Raw genomic sequence first — 25,762 nt, 5'->3', positions numbered from 1 at the left:
AGAGCGCTCATTTGAGCGCTCTTTTTTCTATTACGCATAGGCTCCTAAGAGAACGATAGTTCTGGGTTATCCCATGCTTTTTGGCAGACATCTAATACGCGATTCAGTTCTTCTTTAGTGTGACCTGAGTTAATGGAAAAGCGAATTAAGTGTTTGCCATGCGGTGTGGCTGGTGGGCAGAACACAGAACCAAACACGCCATTTTCCTCTAGAAAGTTTCTGATCTTGAGTGTATTGTGGACATCTCCAGTATCGATACCAAAGATTTGTGACTCGCTATCAATATCAAAACCAATCGAACGAAGCCCTCTATTTAAATAGTCTGCGTTCTGTCTTAATGCTCGCCTTGCCTCATGGGCGCCAACAATCACATCAAATGTCGCGTTCAATCGATCCATTTCATAGGGCAGCATTGCTGAGCTAAAGATGGATGGATACGCCAATAAAGGAACTAAATAGGCGGTTTGCTCGTTGGCTAAAATAGCACCAGCGCGATAAGCAAAGGTTTTAGCAAGGCTTGCGGTAATGAAATCGACATGCTCTGTAAGCCCGAGCTCTGCAACGAGTCCAGCTCCGTTGGGGCCATGTGTACCCAAAGAGTGGGATTCATCAACGACTAACGCGCAGTCATACTTGTATGCCAGCGACACCACATCGACAAGTGGTGCAGTAGTGCCAATGGTGCTGTAAATGGAATCGACCAGGATGATACCGGAGCCATGACGCTTTAATTGTCTCTCAAGGTGACGCATATTGTTGTGCATAAACATATGAACCTTTGCGCCAGCAATCCTTGCTCCCTCCCATAAAGATGCGTGAGCGAAGAAGTCGACATAGACATTGGTATCTTTGTCGCAGATTCCTTGGAGTAGGTCGATATTAGCATTCCAGCCAGATTGGGCGACGACACAGCGGTCGAAACCAGTCAACTTGGCGAGCTTTTCCTCGAATACAGCTGGTTTTCAGCGCCTCGCAGTAAAGCGCCCGACATGAGAAGGCTCTGATCGTTGTCGCGAATAGCTTGGATATGGGCATTTTTAATAGCATCGTTATTGTGCAAATCCAAATAATCATTAGTCTGCATCACAACGTCACCTGACTTAGGAGGCATGCCAAAAATGATCGGCTTACGGTCAGCGAGAATATTAATTCTATCTTCGATGATTGCGTCAAACTTCTTAGTGATAAAATCTGGGAGAGACTTTTTGATCTGAGTTAGTTGCATAGCAGTTATTCTCTATAAAAATTGATTTATATGTCGGCCGATGCATTTATTTATTGCCGACGAGAGAATACCTGTCACTATGGAATATTTTATTATTTGTTGCTGGTTGCAAAATGAACTATATTGGTGGGAATAGTTTTATTCTGAATATACCCGTTGGGAGTCTAACTGCTTGATAATTGTGTCAATATTTATAAATTTTGACATTTATATCAAATAAAATCAATGCTTAGTTACGAGTTCTGGCCAATACATTTTTACAAACCCCACCGTTACCCAAGCGACCGCCAAAGAGGCGACTGACAGCTCCAAAAAGCCGAAATTATGTAGCCAATGCCAGTGAGGGTGCTCAGCTTCAAAGAAGGTCGTTAAGCGATGCATGGCGATAGAGCTGATCACAGACGGAAATGTGATCGCAGCAATAGATGGCTGAAATTTCAGACGTAATAATCGAATGTAGCAAAGATAGATGAGCAGCGTCATGGTGATTGCTATCCCTGCAAGTGCACCTGTGAGTATAGGATCAGGCTCGGAAAAGTTAACCAAGTATGCGGATAATGTGAGGTTGATCGGTGCTGCCATTATCGCCAGTGTGGGTCTCGCTCGTTTTGGTAGCATCCCCTCAAATACCAATCTATAAAGCACCAACGGTAGCATAAAAAAGTAAATAGTGATGCAAACAGAAGCAATGGTTTCTGAATAAACCGTATGACCAAATTGGGTACCAGCGAGTGAACTGCTAATTAGCCCCACAGGATATAGAAACCAACTTGGTACTATATTCGACATACGAAAGTTCTTTAACTGGTAATAGAAGAACAGCACGGCCATACAAACATGCAATGTTAATGCAGCAAACCAAAGAGGATAGGCAATTAAGGGAAGAATAACCGCAAGGTAGTCGCATAAAATGAGTAGGGCCATACTCATCGGTGCCATCAAACTACCTGTGAGAGGGTGTTTAATATCCGCAGAAAAGGTATGCCTATTGAGTAGGTATTTAATGAGTACTGGCAGAAGCAACAGCGCACCAATGGAAGCCAATATAGGTTGAACCTTTTTCCCAAACTCAGGAACATATAACGCCCAAGCGTGACCAAGACCAATCATGCCAAGCGCTAGAGACGCTTGTGAGGTGGGTACGTTGTGAAACTGTGTAAGGCGTTTTAGTGAAGCAAGGCTGATGGTCACTGCGGGCTCTCTTGAAAATCCATATCAATCGACAGCTAGGGCATAGCAGTCTAGCCGTCTAATTATACATGCTTTTTGTAGGGACGAAACCATCACCACAGTTTGTGTGGTTAGTTTGATTCTTTTCTAGGCAAATCTTCCTGACGCAGCTTCTCATTTTTAAGTGTTCTGTGCAGTAACTGGCTGTAGATTGGCTGCCCGCCTAGCATCTGCGCGACAATCGTTGCACCAAGGCCAGTAATGATGAGCGGCAGAATAAGGTGGTAGTTGTTTGTCATTTCAATCACCAACAAAATTCCAGTGATAGGGGCGCGCACCGTAGCGGCAAATAATGCCCCCATTCCTGCAATAGCGAATACACCAGGTTCGATAGGCAACTCAGGAAATAGCGAATGTGCGACCAATCCAAACGCATAACCAAAAGAAGTGCCTAGGGCTAGCATAGGCGCGAATATTCCTCCTGGAGCCCCAGAGCCAAAGCAAATGAGCGTGGTGAGAACGCGCCCAATAAACAAAAGAATCAGGATCCCCGCACTAAAGCTTCCATTGGTAATTTCCGGAATTAGGCCAATGCCACCACCTGTGAGTTCAGGGACGTATAAAAGTAACAAGCCAAAACTGCCACCGATCATCGAACCGGTAAACAGAAATCGTTTGAGATCGTTTTTGTGGATACGTACAAACATATCCTGAAACAGTGTGACCAGCCGATTGAACACAACCCCAAAGCCACCAAACAAAGTCCCTAGCAATAGGAATAACCACAAGACAGTGAGATCAGGCGAGTCATATTGCGGCATCGTAATTACCGCATGCTGGCCATTGATAGAGCGGAATACAATGGTAGCCGTAACCGCAGAGATGAGTACCGCTTTGATTGAAATAAGCGAGTAACGAAAGTGCGGGCGCATTTCTTCCACAACAAACATAATGCCAGCAAGAGGTGCGTTGAAAGCGGCGGCTAGACCGCCTGCTGCGCCAGAGGCGAGTAGTGTGTGTCGACTATCGTCGTTCTTAACCCGGAACAGATCGGTAACCATGCGTCCAATGTTACCGCCCATTTGCACCGTTGGGCCCTCGCGCCCCAATACCATTCCGGAGCCCAGGGCACCTAAACCACCGAAGAATTTTACCGGTAGCACACGCCACCAACGAACAGGGCGCATATTGTCCATTGCTCCTTCAATTTCTGGAATACCTGAGCCAGCAGCTTCGGGGGCAAATTTGTGTACCAGAAAATAGCCGATGAACGCCAAGAATGCGCTAATGACAAAAGCAAGCAGCCATAAAGGCAGTACGGAGCCGATCTCATCTTTTAGCCAGTCGGTGCGAGTTTCAGTGACAAAGTGCACGCCGATCTCAAACAAGGTACCGATAAGACCTGCGAATACACCAACCACACAAGAGAGCAGGAGGACAGAAATGGGCGTTTTATCGCGAGAGAGAAACTGATTAATCGTTCCTTTTGGTACGTGGGCAAGCAACGATTGTTTTATTTTCTCACTTTTGGTCATAGGGATGGGTGCCTGTATGCGAGGAGTGAATCTTTAAGGTTAAAATTATACGACCTAGCAAAATTGGCAATAGTGGCAAGAATGAAAAGTAGTATTCCACTTATCACTACTTCTATATGCTTTGGTGGGAGGTTTCACCAATGCTCGGCCATTTTGACCTAGGTTCAAAAGCGTCACTTATTTTTAGCCTACAGCTTGAAAAAAGTCATTTTTGTACCATAGTTAAATCGTAGGGTTCATATTCGACAAACATGGAGGATTAAAGTCCCTACCTACAATTTGGATGTGCAACTTAAGAAACACATACTACTGCCTCGTTTTAATATCTTAGCCGCTCAACTTGGCTTGAAGATTCGCGAACTCACGATTGAGTAACGAGGGATCAAGGCGCGCGCAAAGTGCGCCTTTTGTCGTCTATGAAAACCGCGCACTCTCCTCAGATATCGCTCACTATTAGATAGCTTTCGTATATCAATACCGTAGCTAGAATAGTGCAGCGCGTTAGGTATATACTTTGGTTATTGACAGACATCGAGTAAGACAATGAAAAATCAAGTACCTACTAACATCATCACTGGGTTTCTTGGCGTAGGTAAGACTACGGCCATTCTCAATTTACTAAAAGAAAAACCGCAACATGAGAATTGGGCTGTATTGGTCAATGAATTTGGTGAAGTCGGTATTGATGGCGCCATGATGGCAGAGGGTGGAGCGATGATTAAGGAAGTTCCGGGTGGTTGTATGTGTTGTACGGCGGGAGTGCCCATGTCGGTGGGCATTAATGCGCTGCTCAGACAAAAGCCCGATCGCCTGATTATCGAGCCGACTGGCCTTGGTCATCCTAAGCAAGTGATTAAAACGCTAACCTCAGAACAATACCAAAATTACATTGATCTGAGAGCGACCATTGCGCTGGTGGACCCACGTAACTTGTCTGATGAACGTCATCTTGAAAACAACAACTTCAACGATCAGCTCGCATCGGCAGAAGTCATCATTGGTAATAAGATTGACGAGTGCACGGCACAAGATATCGACGTATTCAATGACTGGGTGACAGATCAGCAACCCGCTAAGATATTCCATAAACTGGTGAAAAACGGCCAACTTCCTCTTGAATTGTTGGATCTTGAAAGACGAGAGGCATCGGCAGAGGCAAATGGTCATGCTCATCATCACGACCATGACCATAGCGACTTAGAGCCTGTATTTGAGCTGCCGCCGGAGAAACCATACATTCGCCGTGAAAACCAAGGGCAAGGCTATTTCAGCTGCGGTTGGATTGTTGGCGAGGAGCACAAGTTTAATTTCGACGAGCTGTTTTCACTCTTTAGTGACCTAAACGCGGAGCGTGTTAAAGCCGTCGTTAACACCGATAAAGGCTGCTTCGCATTCAACGTCGCAAATCGAGTTGTGTCGGTCAATCAGATGTCACTTGAGGGCTATGAATCTCGCATTGAAGTTATCGATTCACAATTAATGCCATGGGAAGACTTGGAAGTCATCCTTCTGAGGCTATGTGGTTTGAACGCATAATATTGTAATCGGACACTGAGCATTGCAGATGAATGAGAGAGGCGAAATACCTCTCTTTTTTTATATGAAAAATGAGTAATTCCGCTGGTGAGCCTTGCCGGATGTTCATTCTAGGCTATTGTTATTATTGAAATAACAATAAGTTGCAAACAAGCAAAGGAATGTCGGATGAGCGTGGTGTATCGGGTGTTAAGTGCTGTGTTTATGCTGCTGGCAAGCGTAGGTTCCTATGGAAATGAAACGGATCTGCCGACGACGAACAGCAGAGAAGCGAGCTATGTTGGAAGCGAAGCTTGCATTGAGTGCCATCAAAAAGAAGTTGAGCAATGGAAAGGATCCGACCATGAGCGAGCCATGGATCACGCTACTCCCCAAAGCGTCTTAGGGGATTTCGACAACGCTACATTTGAATTTAAAGGTAAAGAGAATCGATTTTTCAAAAAAGGGGAGCAGTACTGGGTCAATATTGAAGGACCAGATGGCCAGTTCCACGATTATCAGATTGCCTACACCTTTGGCCACTATCCACTTCAACAGTACATGGTTGAATTTGACGATGGACGAGTTCAGTTAATCCCTTTCACCTGGGATTCTAGAGACAACGCGCAAGGCGGCCAGCGTTGGTATCACCTCTATCCAGACACTACGAACAGCGATGAGTTTTACTGGACAAATACAGGGCAAAATTGGAACTTTATGTGCGCCGACTGCCATTCGACTAACCTAAAAAAGAACTATGACAAAGAGACCAATCGCTATGCGACTAACTGGTCTGAAATAACCGTGGGCTGTGAAGCCTGCCACGGCCCGGCAAGTGTACATATTGAGCTTTCCAAGCAAAACAACCCAAACCAATTTAATTCAAGCAGTCACTATGGCTTCGATCGCGACCTTTCAAAAGCCGTATCCGAGTGGGTCTATCAAGAGGGAAGTTCTACGCTCAAACCTAAAGCCATCAAGGAAACCCAACAAGTTAAAGTGTGTGCTCAATGCCATAGTCGCCGAGTGCAATTGTCTGAGCAGTATGACCACGTGCAAGGAGATATCTTTGACAAGTACCTGGTCTCTAATCTAACGCCTGAGCTATATCATTCAGATGGTCAGATTTATGATGAAGTGTATGTCTTCGGCTCGTTTGAACAATCTAAGATGGCACAAAAGGGCGTAACCTGTACCAACTGTCACGAGCCTCATTCCGCCAAACTGAAAATTCCGGAACAGGCGGTTTGTGCTCAATGCCACGTCGCTTCGGAATACGCACCAGAAAAACACACCTTTCATGAGGCAGGTAGCGAAGCGAGCCAATGTACGACCTGTCATATGCCGGAAACGACCTATATGGAGGTCGATCCACGGCGTGATCACAGTTGGCATGTACCTAGACCGGATATGAGTAAACACATCGGCACTCCTAACGTTTGTTCTTCTTGTCATGAGGACAAGGGGACGGATTGGGCCATTCAAACTTTGGCACAGTGGTTCCCAGACTCGAACTATCAAAATAGTCAGCATTATGGGATTGCATTTTATGCGGCAGATATTGGTCACCCAGCGGCGGCCGATGCGCTTTCCTATATCGCGCAAGACATTAACCAAGCATCGATTGTAAGGGCGTCAGCATTACAAAGAATGGCGAACTACCAAGGGCAAAATAGCTTAATCGCGCTGGGTAGAGCGGTAAAAAATAGTGAGGCAATGATTCGAATTGGTGCTATTCAGGGTAGTGCCCCTTATCCTGCTCACCAACGTTGGCAAATCATTGCACCGCTGCTTAATGACGATGTTCTCGCTGTTCGTGCGGAAGCTGCTGGTGCGTTAGCGCAGTATTGGCGAGAGCTCAACCCCCAACAAAAAGATCAACTTAAAGCGCCACTGCAAGAATACATTGATATTCAGCAATACAATGCCGACCGTGGTTTTGGACGAACCAATCTTGGCAATGTCTATGCTGCTCAAGGCAAACCAACGCTCGCGATTAAAGAGTACCAAGGGGCGATCGCCATTGAACCCTATTTTGAGAACAGCTACATCAATCTTGCCGATCTGTATCGAGGGCAGGGTGACGAAGCATCCGCGGACAAAACACTCGCGCTTGGGATCAAAAACCAACCAAAATCGGCGGCGATTCATTACAGTGCTGCGTTGTCAAAGCTTCGTCAAGGCGACAAAACCACGGCTAGCCAACTACTTGATAAGGCGACACAGCTAGAAGTAAACAATCCACAGTATTGGTTTGTTTATGGGTTAGCGATGGAAACAGCGGATGTTCACGTCTCACTTAAAGCGGTTGATAAGGCCTATCAATTGAGTAGAAATCCAGAGCATCTGTTTTCTAAGTGCGACTTAATGCTTAAGCATAAGCACCAAGGCGCCGCGCAGTGTCTCAATCAATTGTCGAAGTTAGCACCACCAGAAGTTATACAGCAGCTAAAATCACGTTATTAACCGTGAAAAAGCATTACCTCTATAACCAAAAGTTATAGAGTGACTAAGTAGTATTAAGTCAATTATTGAGGTCTATTCATTTAAACGAAGACGAGCAAGCAAAAGGTGTGAACCCATGAATCAAGCGCAAACAGAACTTAACCGCCTAGTGACAGAAGTGGGAAAATCAGTGATAGGCCAACAACACGTGGTGACAGCACTGGTGGTCGGTTGATTACCAACGGCCACATCTTGCTTGAAGGTTTACCTGGTACCGCAAAGACTCGCTCCATTAAGTCGCTGGCCGAGCGTTTGAATACCAGTTTTGGGCGTATTCAGTTCACACCAGACTTACTCCCATCCGATGTTACAGGTACAGAGATATATCAAGACGTGGACGGCAAGCCCCAACTTCATTTTCAAGCCGGCCCTATTTTTAATAGCATCGTGTTGGCCGATGAAATCAACCGTGCCCCTGCAAAAGTACAAGCAGCACTCCTTGAGGCTATGGCGGAAGGTACAGTGACAGTGGGTGGTGATAGCCATAAATTGCCAGAGCTGTTTATGGTGCTGGCGACGCAAAACCCGATTGAACAAGAGGGTACTTATCCACTGCCAGAGGCGCAGATGGATCGCTTCATCATGAAAGTCACAGTGGATTACCCAGAAGATGACGCTGAGCGCGATATCATTCGTTTAGTACGAAATGAGGAGCGCGCAGTAGGTGGGCTAGACAGCTCGCAGCCAACGGATGAATCGGAGTCCGTGACCATTTCTACTGATTCCGTGTTTGCTGCTAGGCGTGAAATGCCAGAGATTGAAGTTTCAGAGCTGGTTGAAAACTATATTGTTAACCTTGTTATGGCGACAAGACAGCCAGAGCGCTACCCTGAGTCTTCTCTTGCAGATTGGATCCTCGTCGCTCATCGCCACGTGCGTCTATTGCTCTAGATAAGTGTAGCCGTGCTTATGCTTGGTTACAGGGTCGCAATTATGTCGAACCTGATGATGTAAGAGCGATCGCCAATATGGTACTTGGCCATAGAATTGCTTTGTCCTACAACGCACTGGCTGAACAAGTGACACAGCAAGATGTTGTTAATCACTTGCTTGATGTTGTGGCTATTGGCTAAGTCGCTAGAGGGACTTCTATGCTTCTAAACACGCCAATAATCACGATCATCGAATCCACACCTCGTATGAGCGCTTGGTGAAGCTGCAATCACAGGTTCAGTCGTTTTCGCTGTTACCACATTTAGTTGCTCAATCGCGAATGTCAGGGCGACATGGTTCGCCTTTTCGTGGGCGCGGCCTCAACTTTGAGGAGCTTCGTCACTATCAAATGGGCGATGATATTCGCAATCTCGATTGGAAAGTCACCATGCGTACAGGCAAACCCCATGTTCGCACTTATACAGAGGAGAAAGACCGCAACTTTATTCTCTGTGTCGACCAGCGAAGTGGAATGTACTTTTCCTCTATCGACACCATGAAATCTGTGGTCGCTACTGAGATCGCTGCATTGTCCGCATGGCGAATATTAAAAGACAACGACCGTGTTGGTTTTATTATTAGTCGCGCAAACCAACTCGAATACTTAAAACCACAACGATCTCAAAACCATCTGCTACATGCCCTAAAACGATTGAATGACGCGAACCATGCGTTAGATATCGCCAGCGAGGATAGTGAGCGCGCTAGCTTTTCTTCCATTATTCGAATGCTCGGAAACTTAGGACTTAAGAATGCCACCATCTTGTTTATCAGTGATTGGTCAGGCGCGACTGAGTTTGATCTAGATAGGCTCAAGTACCTTCAGCAGCATAATGATATTTTGAGTGTGGTGATTTCTGACCCATTGGAAGCGGCGCTACCGGCTGATATTTTAGATTCTGCTTCGTTGGTGTTTGGAGACGGAAAGTATCAGCTGAGCGTGACGGAAAAAATTAAATTGGACAAAGCGAACCAAGGTTTACAAGCACACGCTCATCATCGTCTGGAAAAGCTTGGGCAATTAATGGCTATGAAGCGATTGCCGGTGATTGAACTGTCGACCGATGGCAAACACATCGACGCATTTAAACGCGCGGTAGGAGGCTTTTCTTCATGACCCAAGCCGCGCCAAGTTCCTACATCCTTCGTAACATGTCGGAAGTTCCTAACCCTGATGCCATCTCTTGGTTTCCTCAAACCTTAGGTTGGCAGTTGTTGGCCTTGCTGATAATTACCTTCATCATGTACAAGCTCGCAAACGCGTATTGCGACAAACAGATGCAGCGTTATCGAAAAGAAGCAAAACAGGTATTGGATCTGCACCGGAACACCGATGAAATGTCGTTGGTTTGCTATGACGTGTTAAAAAGTACATTTCACTATTTGTATCCAAACCAACCACAGCAATTTAACCGAGCTTGGCTATCGACGCTGAGTCAAACATCAAAGGCTAACCTAGCAACAGACTTGGGTGAGAAGTGGCTAAAAACGCTAGTATCTAAATCCGTCGTGTTAACTGACCAAGAAGCAGAGCAGGTTTACAGCATGGTCTATCTTTGGGTTGATACCCACGCGACGCCACTTTGGCTCAAGCAATACTGGTCATTAAGTACAGCGATCTTGCGAGCCCTGAATAAAACTAAGCGTACTATCTTTGGCGTAATGGGAGAGACGCCATGAGTTGGGACAGTCTTTCTTTAACCCATCCTTTATGGTTGCTGCTATTACCACTGCCGATCTTAGTGTATCGGTTGGTGCCTGCATACAAAACGAAGCAGAGCGCTATTAAGGTACCTTTTTTCCGCAGTCTACTAGATATTCTTGGGGAAGAGCCTGAGCAGGGCGCAAGTCAGCTAAATCCGTCGTGGTGGCAACGGGCTATTTTGGTTGTCTCGTGGATCTTATTAGTCTTTGCAATGACCAAGCCAACCGTGTTGGGAGAGCCTCAAACTCGTGAGAAGCTCGGCCGTGATGTGATGGTTGCTGTCGATCTATCCGGGTCGATGTCGGAAATGGATTTTCTATCACCGGATGGAGAAGCGATTTCCAGACTTGACGCAGTAAAAGGTGTACTAACGGATTTTGTCGCAACGCGTGATGGAGACCGTCTTGGTCTGATTCTTTTTGGTGATGCCGCCTATTTGCAAACCCCATTTACCGCGGATCACGATGTTTGGCTTGCGTTATTGAACCAAACCGAAGTGGCGATGGCAGGTCAAAGTACTCACCTAGGCGATGCGATTGGCCTAGCGATTAAGGTGTTCGAGCAATCACAGGGGGAAGCTGAACGCGAAAAAGTCGTGATCGTGTTAACCGATGGTAATGACACAGGAAGCTTTGTTGAGCCTAAGGATGCCGCAACGGTAGCGGCAGCGAAACAGGTACGGATTCACGTTATTGCAATGGGTGATCCAGAAACCGTTGGTGAGCAGGCACTTGATATGCAGACCATAGAAAACATCGCTAACTCATCGGGTGGCCAAGCGTTTCAAGCGATGGATCAAGAGGCTTTGCAACAAGCCTATCAAGCTATTGGAGAGCTGGAGCCAAAACTGTACGAAAGCACACAGTATCGACCGAAACAAACCGTTCACCAATACCTAATGATGATCGTCGTTGCGCTGTATTTAATCGCATTTTCAGCGGCGACAATACGTCGTTCATTGTTCACAGCGAATCAAAATCCAGAAACTAAACAGCAGGAGAGCGAGTCATGAGCAGTTTGGCTATTGAGCAGTTCTTCTCTCAGTTTCATTTTATGCGCCCAATTTGGCTATTAGCATTCGTGCCGCTGGGATTATTGCTACTACTTCGCTGGCGCCGAGAAACAACCGCTGCTTGGAAAACGATTATTCCCGAGCATTTACAAAAGGCGCTCATCATAGGAGAGCAGGGCTGGAAGAGTCAGCTACCTCTTAAGTTGCTTAGTGCTATTTTAGGCATTGCCATTGTTATCTGCGCAGGGCCTACATGGGAGCGTGAACCTTCGCCATTTGGCGAAGATCAAGGCGCACTTGCCATTGTGCTTGATGTCAGCACATCTATGGATCAAACAGATCTACCACCGTCACGTCTAGAGCGAGCAAAATACAAGATTCGAGACCTATTGGAAGCAAGAAAAGGCGGTAAAACGTCGCTCATTGTTTTCGGTGGCAGTGCTCATACAGCGATGCCAATGACACAAGACAATCAAGTATTCTTGCCATTTCTCAATGCGATCACACCTGAAGTGATTCCAGTGCAAGGAAAGAGTGTCCAATCGACAATACCTGAGCTTCAATCGCAGTTAAAAAACTTTCCATCTGCATCGATTTTGATTGTTTCTGATGGTGTTTCTCAAGAAGGGATTAAACTCTATCAAGATGCTTTTCAAGACACGAACCAACTGGTGATGGTGTTAGCGGTAGGAAATGAGGCTATTCATAGTAGTTCTGCGACCGACTGGGACAGTTTGAAGCAACTGGCCAGTGCAACCGATGGCCGATATTACGCATTGACCACGGATGACAGTGACATCAACAGTATTGCGTCCGATGTAGAGCGTCATATGCAGATCTCGGGGGAGTCGGCGATGCCGTGGCGGGACATGGGTTACTACCTCGTGTTTCCAGTGATGGTGTTGGCGTTGCTGTGGTTTAGAAAAGGTTGGTTGGTTCAATGGGTTATTCTTGCCACGTTAATGAGTCCAAATATTTTCCTGAACCAAGCTCATGCAGAGACAGTTTCCGCAGTAGCAAGTAGTGAGCAAATCACAGAGCCGAAATCGGCCGTCGAAGAAATTTGGGACAGTGCGACTCAAACTTGGATGGACTTATGGCTGACACCAGAGCAGCAAGGCCAGTGGTACTTTAACCGAGGGGAATTTATCAAAGCGGCCAATCATTTTCAGGAGCCAATGAACAAGGGCATCGCTTTTTACTATGGACGCGATTTTGCCTCGGCGCAGTCTCAGTTTTTACAGGTACAGGGTGATGAACGAGCGGTTCTTTATCTAGGAAACGCCTTGGCAAGACAACGAGAATATCTTGCAGCACGAAATCTCTATAAAGATATTATCGAGAAAACCAATGATGAGAGTATCGCTGTGGTGGCAAAACAAAACTATCAAGCCATGAGTGAATTGGTAGACGAGATTAATCGAGTGAGTGAAAGCCAATCGGGTACCACTGACGGACCAGAAGAGTCGATGGAGCTTGGAGACAACCCGAGAACGGCCGACGGTGCTGAAGAAAATACGGCCTCAGAGCTGATGTTAAAAGAGACCTTGAACGCTAATGAGATACTGGGAAGTCAGGAACTTGCAGATAAATGGCTGCGTAAAGTTGAAGCAGACCCAAAAAACTTTTTGCGAAACAAGTTCCAAATCCAACTTCGTGAGCAGGGGAGCCAGCAATGAACATCGTTAAGTTAGCGAAACTCTTTACTCAAGCGGGTTCATTGTTACTTCTGGCCTTGATGACCTTGCTCGTCCCGATTTCGGCACAGGCAAGTATGACTATCAATCAGTTGGAAAGAGAAGGTGGCGTAGAGATAACCTCTTGGCTTAGCAAAGGGGACAACGCATCAGAGCCGGCCGCGATACGCGAGCAAGTCATTCTTTATATCGAGGTAGCCACACCAAGGTGGTTTACTGGCGGTACGCGTATCTCAGGCTTTGGTATGCCGGATTTGATTGTGAAGCAGCGCAATCAACTTGCCACTAACTATACGGAACGTAAAGACGGTCAGACATGGTCGCGCCAACGCTGGGAAATAACCTTATATCCTCAGCAAAGTGGAGAGTACCGATTACCCAAAGTGCCCGTTAGAGTTCAAGTATCGGCTTTGGATGGTTCAAATGTCTCTGGGACACTGTATACCGAACCGATGTCACTGTTTACCTATCTTCCGGATGCGTCGTTTACTCATGACGAAGCTTGGTTCTCTGCCAATGATGTCAAAGTGCAGGAATCTTGGAGTGCTTCGTCCGAAGAGCTGCATGCGGGGGACAGTATCGTAAGGACTCTCGAAGTTGAAGCTGACGATACACTCTCTATTATGTTGCCGCCACTTGGCGATGACAGCATTGCTGGCGTGAAAGCGTATCCGAAGCCCAGTGTTTTATTAGATAGCCAAACGCGAGGTGTATACAAATCAAAACGTGTCGATGAGGTCACTTACATTGTTACCACAGGCGGCGAAGTGGTGTTTCCAGAGCAAGTCATTCGCTGGTGGGATGTTGAAACGCAATCTGTGCAGGTAATGACTCTAGAAGCTAAAAAAGTGCGGGTTGCTCACACTTGGCGCTCGCTTTTCAATACGTACAAAACTGAATTCGTTATACTTTCGATAATCATCTTAGCGCTGCTAATAGCTTCGAGATTGATATATCGATTCTTTAAAACTCACCCAACACCACCTTGGTGGGAGTTGGCTCAATCCATTCGTCATCGTGATTGGCCGAGTGTTAGGCGTTTGATTTACAGAAAAGGTCTCCAAGTGAGCGGTGAAGTCGAACTCAAAAAAATGCGCAGTGATGCTTCTTGGCAACAAACCAGCCAAGAGGTGCAAGATGATAGGTTGGATGCCACCCAAAGTCGTTGGATGTGGCGTCAACTAAAAGACTCGAAACGTGGCTGCTTAAAGCACGGCTCACCAGAAAGTAGCGCTTCGAGAAAAAGCGAGAGTCAATTCATATTAAAAGGTTTAGATAGGTGGCGAAAACCGAGCTAAGCCTTTGCAGGTGATAAATAGGTAATAATGAAAAACACCGAGCTCAACCTTATCCCAGTCTTTGTAGCCATCTATGAAGAACAGAGCCTATCCAGTGCCGCGACACGTTTGGGTATTAGTCAGCCTGCGGTAAGTAAGGCACTCAAGCGATTACGTGAGATATATGAAGACTCTTTGTTTCATCGCAATGCCAGTGGCGTAGAGCCGACGACGTTTGCCAATGACATTTATCCTGCATTGGCAACGTCGCTTAAAAATTTCAATTCAACCCTAGAGGCTTCACGAGACTTTAATCCCAAAACATCAACCAAGACCTTTTCTATTGCTTCTGTTTCTGCCGCAAATTATGCCGTATTACCTGAACTGTTAGTTAGGTTTGCCAAAATTGCACCTAAGGTGTCGCTAGAGGTTCACCCACTATTTACCGAAGATCATGAGTCCGACTTGCGACTGCAACGTTATGATTTGGTCATTGATAGAACGCGTGCGGATGTGACGACACTAAAAACCAAAGAGATCTTCAAAGAGAAGCTCTATGTGGTCGCCGCTAATGATCATCCAAGATTAACTGGCGAGACAATAACAACGGACGAATATTTGGCCGAACAACATGTCGTTATGTCGCGCTGGCAGACACGTCAAAGCTTCTTTAGTGAAAAGGATTTTCCTGAGTTTGGTAAACGAAAAATAGTGTATCGTGCACCCGGTGAAGTTGACATGCTACCCGTGATCAGCCGAACGGAAGCCATTGGGCTTGTCACCCATTCGACGTTTACTAAGTTCTCACAGGGTCTGAACGTCAAAGCGTTGCCAATGCCGTTTAGTGCCTCAGAGCATGGGCTAAGTATGGTGTGGCACCCAAGCCGAAATTCCGACTCTGCACATCAATGGCTGCGAAATCAAATTGCCAAAATCGCCAGCACCGTAAATAAGTAAATCACTCAGATAGTAGGGAATGCATTCATGATTAAATGGGGTGTCATGGGGCCAGGAAGGATCGCCCATAACTTTGCCAAAGGCATCGCGGTTACCGACGGCGCTGTGATCCAAGCAGTAGCTAGCAGAAACGAGCAGCGAGCAAAACAGTTTGCTGATGAGTATCAGGTTGAAACTATCTATTCGGACTATCAAGCACTGACACAAGATCCCACGGTAGACATCATCTACATTGCCACGCCTCACGCCTTTCATTATGAGCAGGCCTTGATGTGCCTGAATGCTGGTAAGGCTGTGATGTGCGAAAAAGCGCTGACGATGACCGCCGAGCAATCTCGCCACTTGCAGCAAGTGTCGAAAGAGCAGGGCGTGTTTATTATGGAAGCGTTTTGGTCTAAGTTTTTGCCAGTTTGGGAGCAAATACAGCGCTGGAAGTTAAAGATTGGCGAAATTAAACTGGTTCAATCCAACTTCTGTTTCAAAGCTGAACGCAACTACAGTGATCGACTGTTTGATCCCGAGCAGGGTGGCGGAGCTTTACATGATATTGGCATCTATAATATTGCATTGTCGAACTACGTATTTGGTCAGCTGCCGACTCAGTGGCAGGTTTCAGGCGTCGTCGGTGAAACCGGTGTTGAGGAGAGTGTCTCTGCTGTTTTAGAGTACGAGAGCGGCAAATGCACCACTTTTACCTGCAGTTTTAACGTGACGACACCAAATACCATGTCGATCTTTGGTGAACTCGGACGAATAGAAATAGCAGAGCCATTCTTTGGCGCTGAGAAAGCTACGCTGACGGTGGATAGTGGCAGTGAAGTGTTTGAAATGCCGCACAAAGGCGCAGGGTTTGAATACCAAATCGTCGAAGCGATGGAATGTTTGAAGCTTGGCAAGATTGAGAGTGAAAGGCACCCGATGCGAGCTACTATAGACACATTAGAGATCATTGGTGAAATGCGAAGAGTATTAGGCCTTCGATAAAACCTTTATATTTCAATTCAAGAGTCGAATTTCACACTTAATGGTTTTGGTTTGTTACTAGCCCTCTGCGTCTTAGACGGTGGTGAGCGCAATGACCAATTCGGACATAAAAAAGACCCTCGCACCACCTGTAATAGTGCGAGGGTTAAAACGACATTAGGAGATCCATAGTTAAAGTAGGTGACGCCTACTTCAACCTTGGGGGTAAGTGAACATTGCTCAATCGACAATGCTCTAGTTTTTATCAAGTAGGTTTGGTAATTACCTCTATCGCTTGGGGTCGAGCGAGATAATGAGGGCATTCAGGCGCGTATGCGACTTAGCCGATTCTAGAAACACGTTGTGCTCTCGAACAGGATTTATATTAATGTATTACAAATAAGATTAATGAGATGTGGATCAAGTTTTTGAGATATTCATATTATTTGGCGTTTTCCTATATGACATGTCAATGATTGAGCTTAATTACATGTTTTTATTACTATTTATTGTTTTACCTGACTGAGGGTTGACTGAGTTTCAATGGTTTTATCAAAGTGTTGGTTGGATCTTTGAACGAATTAGTACATTTGTTGCTCTTTTTATTGTATTACTTTTTGGTATTTACTGTGCTCTCTTGCTGTCTTTTGCAGCTGTCTGATGACCAAGGATAAATGCACTCAACGACAAGCGGTTAGCCGCTCCTTTCTTAAGTAACTTGAATGGTAAATCTGCGTAATGTACTTCCTGTAAAGGGTGTTAGGTTGGTTATCGTCTCGACAAAATAATTTCGTGGAAGTTTTCTCATTATCCTCGCCAATTGTGGTAGAATGGCGCCACTTTTCTATTCGGATAGTCTCCATGAGTCTACTTGAAAACCTCTCTATAATTATGGCACTGATCTTAATCAGCTGTTTTTTCTCGATGTCAGAAATCTCATTGGCTGCGGCGCGCAAAATTCGTTTGCGTCAACTTGCAGACGATGGCGATCAACGAGCGACTTTAGTGCTTGGGTTGCAAACGCACCCAGGGAACTTTTTCACGGTTGTGCAAATTGGTCTAAACGCAGTAGCTATTATGGGTGGTATTGTCGGGGAATCAGCGTTCACCCCTTATATCGCCGCAATGCTTAGCAATTGGATTCCAGCAACATGGGTGGCTCAAACAAGCTTTGTGCTCTCTTTTACCTTGGTTACCAGTCTGTTTATTCTGTTTGCTGACCTTATGCCTAAACGCATCGCTATGGCGATGCCGGAGACCGTGGCTTTGGCGTTGGTAAAGCCTCTAGTGGTTTGCATACTCATCCTTAAACCCATCGTATTTGTGTTTAATGGTTTGGCGACTCTGATTTTTCGTTTGCTACGCGTTCCTGCTGAGCGCGATGATGACATCACTAGTGATGATATTTATGCGGTTATGGATGCAGGCGCGGAAGCGGGTGTACTGGATACCAACGAACAACAAATGATGGAAAGCGTATTTCAGATGCAATCCATCCCTATTACTTCTGCCATGACACCACGCGAGGACATCGCCTTTCTCTCACTGAGTGACGATGAATCGATGCTTAAACGCAAAATTGCTGACAACCCTCATCACAAATTCTTAGTCTGTGATGGGCAGCTTGATGCGATCAAAGGCTTTGTTAACTCAACCGAGCTGTTGATTCGCCTTATTAATGAACAGACGTTGGATTTGAAAAGCAGCAGTGTGGTTCAAAGCTGCCCGATCATTCCCGATACATTGAGCTTGTCCGAAGCGCTGGAGTATTTCAAATCTAATCGCGTCGATTTCGCCGTTGTGATGAACGAATACGCGCTAGTGCTTGGCGTCGTGACGTTTAATGACTTACAAAGCGCAGCAATGGGTAGCTGGGTGTTAGCAGAAGGTGAGGAGCAGATTGTCGCCCGTGATGAACATTCTTGGTTGGTCGACGGTGTCACGCCTATTACGGATGTTATGCGCACACTGCAAATTGATGAACTGCCGCATTCGCAAAACTATGAAACCATCGCTGGTTTTATGATGTTTATGTTGAAGAAAATTCCACGTCGTACTGATTCTGTTGTTTTCTCGGGGTATAAGTTTGAGGTAGTTGATATTGATGATTATAAAGTGGATCAGTTGTTGGTGACGCGTGTTGATAATAAAGGCGGTGAAAAGGAATTTGTAGGGTCAAAAAGCAGTTAGGTGTTAGTTACCCCCTCTAGCTCCCCCTATGTTGAGTTTGGCAGCTAACGCAGTTACGAGATGCACTCTGGGAGAACGTTCTTTTTTGTGGGAAGTGACGTGCGTGGACTAGGGACAGGAGAGAGTGGTGAGTGTGTGGGGACTTTGAAGGAGCCAGTGAAATTGTTGCTGGCTCCAGTTTTATAGTTTTTTATAGAATATCCCTTACCCGATAGTAAGACATCGCCAACACCAAAGCTGGTGTCTTAAACAGTCTCCCTCCAGGGAACGGCATATGCGGGATCTTATCAAAAATCGCAAAGCGTTCTGCGGTGGTTGCAACACACTCAGCCATCAATGTGCCTGCCATCCCTGTTGCAGCAATACCGTGGCCGGAAAAACCTTGAGCAAAGTAGACATTGGGCTTTAGGCGACCAAAGTGTGGTGCGCGATTCATGGTGATGGCGACATTTCCGCCCCAGGCATAATCAATTTTTGCATCGGATAGCTGAGGGAATATATCCACCATGCGTCCACGCATCGCTTTTTCGAGATTAAACGGTGCCACGCCAGAGTAGCTGACTCGTCCGCCAAATAGCATCCTGTGATCGCCGGAGCAGCGGAAGTAATCTAAGACAAAGTTGATGTCACAAGCGGCGATATGATCTTTCATTAAAGCGCCAGTAACGTCTTCACCCAAAGGCTCGGTGGCACAAATATAGGTGCCAACAGGCATCACTTTGTTTTCCAGTTTGGTCTCCAAGCCATCCATATATGCGTTACAAGCGAGGATGACGTGATTCGCCTTCACTGTGCCATTTTTAGTAAACAGGGTAGCTGGATCACCGTGCTCGATTTTGGTCACGGCGCTGTCTTCATAAAACTCTGCACCAGCCTGTTTGGCAGCGTTTACCAATCCAAGCGTGTAATTGAGTGGATGCAGATGGCCGCTGTTGCTATCGAACATACCAGATGTGTATTTTTGACTTGCGATGTGGTGATGCGTCTTTTCTTGATCCCACATCTCGAGCGACTCATAGCCGTAGTTTTCGGTGAGATCGTCATACCAAGCTTTGAGCTCTTTGTCGTGGCGAGGCTTAACGCCAACATGCACCATGCCATCTCGCCAATCGCAATCAATGTTGTACTTGTTGATGTTGGATTTGGTCAGCGCTAACGCTTCAACTGAGATATCCCAGAGCTTTCTAGCATCGGATTTTCCAACTAGCTTTTCTAAGGTGTCTTGCTCGGATGCCCAGCCGAAGATCGCTTGACCACCGCTTCTTCCAGAAGCGCCCCAGCCAACACGATTCGCTTCTAGGACGATAACTTTGAAGCCTTTATTGGCAAGTTCTAGTGCGGCGGTGGCTCCGGTGATGCCGGAGCCAATAACACAGACGTCGGCAACATGATCTCCTATCAGTTTAGGAAAATCGAATTGCTGATTTCGCGATGCCGCGTAATAAGAGTCTGTGTGCTTCACTTTCATTTTGTATCCTTACTTTACTTGTACCACTGATATTCTAATGGCGAGACTTGCGCCGAGAAGCGAGCTTGCTCATGTTTTTTGTTTGCTAGGTAAACCTTGCAGAATTCCTCACCAAAGCTGCGTTTCATAAACTGACTGTTGGCAAATTCATGCAGTGACATATCCCAAGAGATAGGCAGCATGGGTAGCTCTAGTAATGTTGCATCGCCTTCAATTGGCTCTGGTGGAGTGAGTTTGTTCTCTATGCCATCGAGTATTGATGCAAGTAGTACTGCAACGGTGAGGTAGGGGTTAACATCGGCGCCAGAGAGACGGTGCTCGATGCGTTTGTCTGACTGACCACTTGCCGGCACTCGCACTGCAACGGTTCGATTATCCCAGCCCCAAGTCGCGTGAAGTGGCACAAACATATTAGGCTGTAGCCTTCGATAAGAGTTAGCGTTAGGCGCGAAGATCGCCATGCTGTCTTCAAGGTGTGCTAATACGCCAGCAATGGCGTTGAGCAGAACGCTCTCATCTTCTCCAAAAACATTGGTTCCTGTTTCATCTCGCAAACTGATATGCACGTGACAGCCGTTGCCTGCGTATTCAGTGTAGGGCTTGGCCATAAAGTTGGCGTAGAAGCCGTGTTTTTTGGCGATCGCTCGAACCACACGCTTTAACAGCATGGCTTGGTCACAAGCGAGAAGAACATCATCAGTATGCTTTAGGTTAACCTCAAACTGCCCAGGGGCGTACTCGGCTGTGATGTTTTCAGCCGGGATATTCTGCTCTTCACAGGCGCTGATGATCTCATCGAGGAAGTCTTTGAACTCGTCGAGCTCTTCTAGGGAATAGACTTGGGTTTGCGTCATGCGATCGCCACTGATTGGCATCAGGGGTGGTTGTGGGTTGCCAGCTTCGTCGGGTTCAAGATCTTGTAGATAGAATTCCAGCTCAACTGCGATGCAAGGTTTGAGTCCTTTGTCAGCGAATTTTTCTAGCTGTACTTCGAGTACGTGTCTTGGATCGGCAAAGAAGGGTTGGTTTGAGGTTGGCTCAAACATTGTGACGATTGCTTGCGCGCTGTTTTCTTGCCAAGGAGTGGTCGTGAGTGAGCTTGCCACCATTCGGCAGATCCTATCACCGTCGCCTTTCTCAAAACCCAGTCCGGTTTCTTCTACCGTTTCCCCACAAATATCCAGAGCGAATACCGAAGCGGGTAGACAAACACCTTGTTCTAACACTTTGTTGAGTTGGGTGATAGGGACACGTTTGCCTCGAACAACACCGTTCATATCGAACAGGATCAAATCCAAGCTGGTGACGTCTGGGTGCTGTTCAATAAATCGTTCAATTGTAAGCGTTTCGTGACCAAGTTGAATTGGTTCGATGTTGTCTGTGCTACTCGCAAGTTGACTCGTTCCCACTGTGGCTCCTCCACTTTTCCCAACGATTCCTTATGTATCAAGCCCTAAGTTGGACTTAACCGTGTTGGTTGCTTTTTAACCATAGACACAATGTTCAGTAAAACACAACACTATTGTATCCAAAATGTTAATCACCATCTCAAAAGTTGCAAAATAATTAACATCATTGTTTGACATTTATACAGGTCGATGCCAATGCTAAATGGGAGCTTATTGATAAATTCGTTGAGCGAGTAACGAAAAGAAGGATTTATGGAAACGATTAGGAAATGGATAGAAGAGAACCGTATTACTGAAGTTGAGTGTTTGATCCCGGATATCACGGGCAACGCTCGAGGCAAAATTATGCCAGCGAAAAAATTCCTTCGAGAAGGGGCATGCGTCTTCCCGAAGTGGTTTTTTTCCAGACCGTGACCGGCGATTGGCCAGACGATGAAAGTATGATCGACCTGACCGAGAAGGACATGACTCTGGAGCCCGACCAAAACACAATTCGATTTGTTCCTTGGACGAAAGAGCCCACGGCGCAAGTGATCCACGACTGCTACACCGTAGAGGGTAACCCAGTCGATATCTCACCACGTGCTGTGTTACGCCGTGTGTTGAGTCTCTACGAAAAAGAAGGCTGGCATCCAGTTGTCGCGCCAGAGCTAGAGTTCTTCCTAGTTCAGAAAAACCTGGATTGGGACTACCCCCTTGAGCCACCAATTGGTCGTAATGGTCGCCCAGAAACAGCAAGACAGTCATTCAGTATCGATGCGGTTAACGAGTTCGATCCTATTTTTGAAGACATGTATGACTACTGCGAAGCGCAGGGTTTGGATGTCGATACTCTAGTCCATGAGTCTGGTGCAGCCAGATGGAGCTTAACTTCGACCACGGCGAGCGTTAGACAGAGCAGACCAAGTATTCCTATTCAAACGCACGGTACGAGAAGCAGCGTTAAGACATGATGTCTACGCCACCTTTATGGCAAAACCGATGGAAGACGAGCCGGGCAGTGCGATGCACATTCACCAAAGTCTAGTTGATGACAAAGGCAAAAACCTATTCGCCAACGAAGATGGCTCAAACAGCGAACTGTTCATGAACTACATCGGCGGCATGCAGAAGTACACACCGGCGGCAATTGCGTTTTTTGCTCCGAATGTGAACTCGTACCGTCGATTGGTATTCGGAGATTCGGCGCCGACCAATGTGGCTTGGGGTGAAGATAACCGTACTGTTGGTCTTCGTGTTCCAGTGTCTGACCGTGATTCAAGACGTTTAGAAAACCGTTACGCAGGCGCAGATGCTAACCCATACCTGGCGATGGCTTTGACCTTAGCGTGTGGTTACCTGGCATGAAAGAAAAACTTACGCCAACGGAGAAGAGCACAGGCGATATGACGACTGAACCATACTCGCTTCCTCATAACCTAGAGGATGCATTGGTTCTGCTAGAGAACAGCGATGAATTACGCGAAATCCTAGGCGACCGATTCGTATCGGCTTATGTGGCAATCAAACGCAAAGAGTACAAAACCTTCTTCCAAGTTATCAGTTCTTGGGAGCGAGAATTCTTACTTTTAAACGTGTAACTAAGGCAACGCTATCGAAAAGAGCATCAATTAAACAGCAGGAAATGGAAAGTAATTTATGTCAGTACAAAACGGATCAAAATGGATAGAGCAAGACAGCGCACACTGTCTCCATCCATTTACTAACTTCAAAGCACTAAACGACAAAGGTTCACGAGTGATTACTCGTGCAGAAGGCATCTACATCTACGATGAGCACGACAACAAAATCTTGGATGGTATGGCGGGTCTTTGGTGCGTGAATATGGGCTACAACTGTGAGCCTCTCATTGAAGCGGCGACTAACCAGCTAAAGGAGTTGCCTTACTACAATCTGTTTTTCCAGACTACGCATCCACCTGCTGTTGAGCTTTCGACGCTGCTTGCTGAAGTAGCACCTGAGGGCATGAATCATGTGTTCTTTACTGGGTCGGGTTCTGAGTGTAACGACACTGTGGTTCGCATGGTTCGCCACTACTGGACAAGCCTAGGCAAACCAAACAAACAAACCATCATCAGCCGTAAGAATGCTTACCACGGCAGTACCATGGCGGGCGCAAGCTTGGGTGGTATGGCGTTTATGCATGCTCAAGGTGGTTTGCCATTGCCAAACATTACTCATATCGACCAACCATATCACTTCGGTGAAGGTCAGGGTATGGATGCGAATGAGTTTGGCTTGGAACGCGCACGTCAGCTTGAAGCGAAGATCCTTGAACTTGGTGAAGAGAATGTCGCTGCGTTTATCGCTGAGCCCATTCAAGGTGCTGGTGGCGTAATTATCCCGCCTGACAGCTACTGGCCAGAAATTCAACGCATCTGTGATAAATACGAAATCCTTTTGATTGCTGATGAAGTGATCTGTGGTTTCGGACGAACAGGCGAATGGTTTGCTAGCCAAACTTACAACATCAAACCAGATCTGATGTGTATGGCAAAAGGCATTACCTCAGGCTATTTGCCACTTGGTGGTGTGATGGTTCGCGACCACGTTGCCAAGGTGCTGACAGATGCTGACACCGAGTTCGCGCACGGGTTTACCTACTCAGGTCACCCAGCTGCCTGTGCGGTTGCCATCGCCAATATCAAGGAGATGCAGAACCGCAATATCATCAACCAAGTTCGCGAAGATACCGCCCCTTACTTTGCTTCACGTTGGAGTGAGCTTTTAGAGCACCCAATGGTCGGTGAAGCAAGAACGAAAGGTTTGGTTGGTGCGATTGAACTGGTCAAAGACAAACAAACCAATGAGCGATACCACAAAGACGTCGATGTAGGGACGCGTTGTCGTGAGAACTGTTTTAACTCAGGTGTCGTTCTTCGAGCGGTAGGGGACACCATGATTTGTTCGCCACCGTTAATTATTACCCGAGACGAGATCGATGAATTCATCGAAAAAGCAAAACTCGCACTCGACAAAACACTCGCCGACGTTTCGCAGTAGCCGACGAGACTACCCAATACCTAGAAAAGCACAATAAAGGTATTAACCAAAGAGCAAACAGGAAACGGAGATCCAAATGGAGAAAGCAAAAGCATACTTTGGTGTGGCGTTAGGGATGACAATGGGGCTTACCTCAATGACATCTTTTGCTGCTGAGGAAAAAGTCCTCAACATTTACAATTGGTCAGACTACATCGCAGAAGACACCATCGCGAAATTTGAAGCGGAAACCGGCATCAAAGTCGTGTACGACGTATTCGATTCAAACGAAGTGTTAGAAGCGAAGATCTTATCGGGCAACACAGGCTTTGACCTTGTTGTACCGAGTAACGACTTCTTAGGTCGTCAGGCGAAAGCGGGGGCTTTCCAAAAGCTCGATAAGTCTAAGCTGACTAACTACAAGAACCTTGATCCAAAACTGATGGGTATTCTTGCTGACACTGTCGATCCAGGTAACGACTACTCAGTCCCTTACCTATGGGGTACGACGGGTATTGGTTACAACGTTGAGAAAGTGAAAGCAGTGCTTGGTGAAGATGCCCCTGTCGACAGCTGGGATCTCGTGTTCAAGCCAGAGAACATGGCAAAACTCAACAAGTGTGGTGTGGCTTCTTGAATGCGCCAACCGAAATCATGGCGGCTGCGCTTAACTATATCGGTAAAGATCCAAACAGTACCAATCCAAACGACTATAAGAAAGACGCTTTGGCGTTGCTTAAACAAGTTCGTCCATACGTGACCTACTTCCACTCATCGCAGTACATCAATGACCTAGCAAACGGTGATATCTGTGTGGCGATCGGTTGGTCTGGTGACGTACTTCAGGCGGCCGATCGTGCTGCTGAGGCAGACAATGGTGTAGAAGTGGCTTACTCGATTCCTAAAGAGGGTGCATTGGCTTGGTTCGACCTGATGGCGATTCCAAAAGAGGCGAAGCACCCAGAGAATGCTCACTTGTTTATCAACTATCTACTTCGTCCAGAAGTGATTGCTGAGATCAGTAACTATGTTTGGTATGCGAACCCGAACCCACCATCGCGTGAGTTTATCGACGCAGAGATTCTAGAAGATCCAGGGATCTACCCAACAGAAGAAGCGCAAGCGAAGCTATATAGCTCGAAGATGTTGCCACACAAAACATCTCGTGCCATGACTCGCGCTTGGACTGACTTCCTTAAAAACTGATTAGTACTATTTG

15 protein-coding genes and 5 pseudogenes are annotated in these 25,762 nt (G+C 46.4%); 15 read left to right on the top strand and 5 right to left on the bottom strand.

From position 1 onward, the window contains the following. Nucleotides 1-44 precede the first annotated feature (44 nt). The 3 genes and pseudogenes from cqsA to clcA form a co-directional block, all read right to left on the bottom strand. Nucleotides 45-1,225: pseudogene (gene cqsA / locus TZ48_RS11130) on the bottom strand (alpha-hydroxyketone-type quorum-sensing autoinducer synthase). A gap of 222 nt (nucleotides 1,226-1,447) precedes the next feature. Next, nucleotides 1,448-2,410, bottom strand: a complete 963-nt coding sequence (locus tag TZ48_RS11125; protein WP_476723316.1) for a TDT family transporter — start codon at nucleotides 2,408-2,410, stop codon at nucleotides 1,448-1,450. 116 nt (nucleotides 2,411-2,526) lie between these two features. Then, nucleotides 2,527-3,930 (bottom strand): H(+)/Cl(-) exchange transporter ClcA, encoded by a 1,404-nt coding sequence (gene clcA / locus TZ48_RS11120; RefSeq protein WP_112479198.1) that lies wholly within the window; start codon nucleotides 3,928-3,930, stop codon nucleotides 2,527-2,529. Between the two features lie 543 nt (nucleotides 3,931-4,473). Here clcA and TZ48_RS11115 point away from each other — a divergent pair. From TZ48_RS11115 to paeA, 12 genes and pseudogenes are all read left to right on the top strand, one after another. Beyond that, complete coding sequence (locus TZ48_RS11115) at nucleotides 4,474-5,466, top strand: CobW family GTP-binding protein (RefSeq protein WP_112479197.1); 993 nt, start codon at nucleotides 4,474-4,476, stop codon at nucleotides 5,464-5,466. Between the two features lie 168 nt (nucleotides 5,467-5,634). Then, nucleotides 5,635-7,911 carry a multiheme c-type cytochrome gene (locus TZ48_RS11110; protein ID WP_112479196.1) on the top strand — a complete coding sequence of 759 codons (2,277 nt, stop codon included), beginning with the start codon at nucleotides 5,635-5,637 and terminating at the stop codon, nucleotides 7,909-7,911. A gap of 115 nt (nucleotides 7,912-8,026) precedes the next feature. Next, a pseudogene (locus tag TZ48_RS26325) lies at nucleotides 8,027-8,604 on the top strand (AAA family ATPase); the annotation flags it as partial. 72 nt (nucleotides 8,605-8,676) lie between these two features. Beyond that, a pseudogene (locus TZ48_RS26320) lies at nucleotides 8,677-9,023 on the top strand (AAA family ATPase); the annotation flags it as partial. 74 nt (nucleotides 9,024-9,097) lie between these two features. Beyond that, nucleotides 9,098-10,000 carry a DUF58 domain-containing protein gene (locus tag TZ48_RS11100; protein ID WP_239670802.1) on the top strand — a complete coding sequence of 301 codons (903 nt, stop codon included), beginning with the start codon at nucleotides 9,098-9,100 and terminating at the stop codon, nucleotides 9,998-10,000. Next, entirely contained in the window at nucleotides 9,997-10,563 is a 567-nt protein-coding gene (locus tag TZ48_RS11095) for a DUF4381 domain-containing protein (RefSeq protein ID WP_112479194.1), read from the top strand. The genes TZ48_RS11100 and TZ48_RS11095 overlap by 4 nt, the downstream gene beginning before the upstream one ends. Further along, entirely contained in the window at nucleotides 10,560-11,600 is a 1,041-nt protein-coding gene (locus TZ48_RS11090; RefSeq protein ID WP_112479193.1) for a VWA domain-containing protein, read from the top strand. The genes TZ48_RS11095 and TZ48_RS11090 overlap by 4 nt, the downstream gene beginning before the upstream one ends. Further along, nucleotides 11,597-13,279 (top strand): vWA domain-containing protein, encoded by a 1,683-nt coding sequence (locus tag TZ48_RS11085; protein WP_112479192.1) that lies wholly within the window; start codon nucleotides 11,597-11,599, stop codon nucleotides 13,277-13,279. Before TZ48_RS11090 ends, TZ48_RS11085 begins: the two co-directional genes overlap by 4 nt. Further along, a complete protein-coding gene (locus TZ48_RS11080) occupies nucleotides 13,276-14,595 on the top strand; it encodes a BatD family protein (RefSeq protein ID WP_112479191.1) in 1,320 nt (439 codons plus the stop codon). Before TZ48_RS11085 ends, TZ48_RS11080 begins: the two co-directional genes overlap by 4 nt. A gap of 27 nt (nucleotides 14,596-14,622) precedes the next feature. After that, a complete protein-coding gene (locus tag TZ48_RS11075; protein WP_112479190.1) occupies nucleotides 14,623-15,531 on the top strand; it encodes a LysR family transcriptional regulator in 909 nt (302 codons plus the stop codon). Between the two features lie 27 nt (nucleotides 15,532-15,558). Further along, a complete protein-coding gene (locus tag TZ48_RS11070) occupies nucleotides 15,559-16,515 on the top strand; it encodes a Gfo/Idh/MocA family protein (protein ID WP_112479189.1) in 957 nt (318 codons plus the stop codon). Nucleotides 16,516-17,355: 840 nt separating this feature from the next. Next, the gene (gene paeA / locus TZ48_RS11065; protein WP_112479188.1) at nucleotides 17,356-18,684 is read left to right on the top strand and encodes a polyamine export protein PaeA; all 1,329 of its coding nucleotides are present in this window, start codon (nucleotides 17,356-17,358) and stop codon (nucleotides 18,682-18,684) included. A 190-nt stretch (nucleotides 18,685-18,874) separates the two neighbouring features. Here the strand turns inward: paeA and TZ48_RS11060 are convergent, their stop codons facing one another. Continuing rightward, nucleotides 18,875-20,152, bottom strand: a complete 1,278-nt coding sequence (locus tag TZ48_RS11060; RefSeq protein ID WP_112479187.1) for an NAD(P)/FAD-dependent oxidoreductase — start codon at nucleotides 20,150-20,152, stop codon at nucleotides 18,875-18,877. 14 nt (nucleotides 20,153-20,166) lie between these two features. Then, nucleotides 20,167-21,525: a glutamine synthetase family protein gene (locus TZ48_RS11055; protein ID WP_338062264.1), complete on the bottom strand. Its 1,359-nt coding sequence runs from the start codon at nucleotides 21,523-21,525 to the stop codon at nucleotides 20,167-20,169. Between the two features lie 288 nt (nucleotides 21,526-21,813). On the opposite strand from TZ48_RS11055, the pseudogene TZ48_RS26120 reads away from it, so the two are divergent. From TZ48_RS26120 to TZ48_RS11040, 3 genes and pseudogenes are all read left to right on the top strand, one after another. Then, nucleotides 21,814-23,141, top strand: a pseudogene (locus TZ48_RS26120) (glutamine synthetase family protein). Between the two features lie 58 nt (nucleotides 23,142-23,199). Next, a complete protein-coding gene (locus TZ48_RS11045; RefSeq protein WP_112479185.1) occupies nucleotides 23,200-24,564 on the top strand; it encodes an aspartate aminotransferase family protein in 1,365 nt (454 codons plus the stop codon). Nucleotides 24,565-24,640: 76 nt separating this feature from the next. Then, a pseudogene (locus TZ48_RS11040) lies at nucleotides 24,641-25,749 on the top strand (extracellular solute-binding protein). Nucleotides 25,750-25,762: the final 13 nt, after the last annotated feature.

The organism is Vibrio variabilis (assembly GCF_003263785.1).
Lineage (GTDB): Bacteria > Pseudomonadota > Gammaproteobacteria > Enterobacterales > Vibrionaceae > Vibrio > Vibrio variabilis.
The sequence above is the reverse complement of the archived record's forward strand: the minus strand, read 5'-3'. Positions and strand labels throughout refer to the sequence as shown.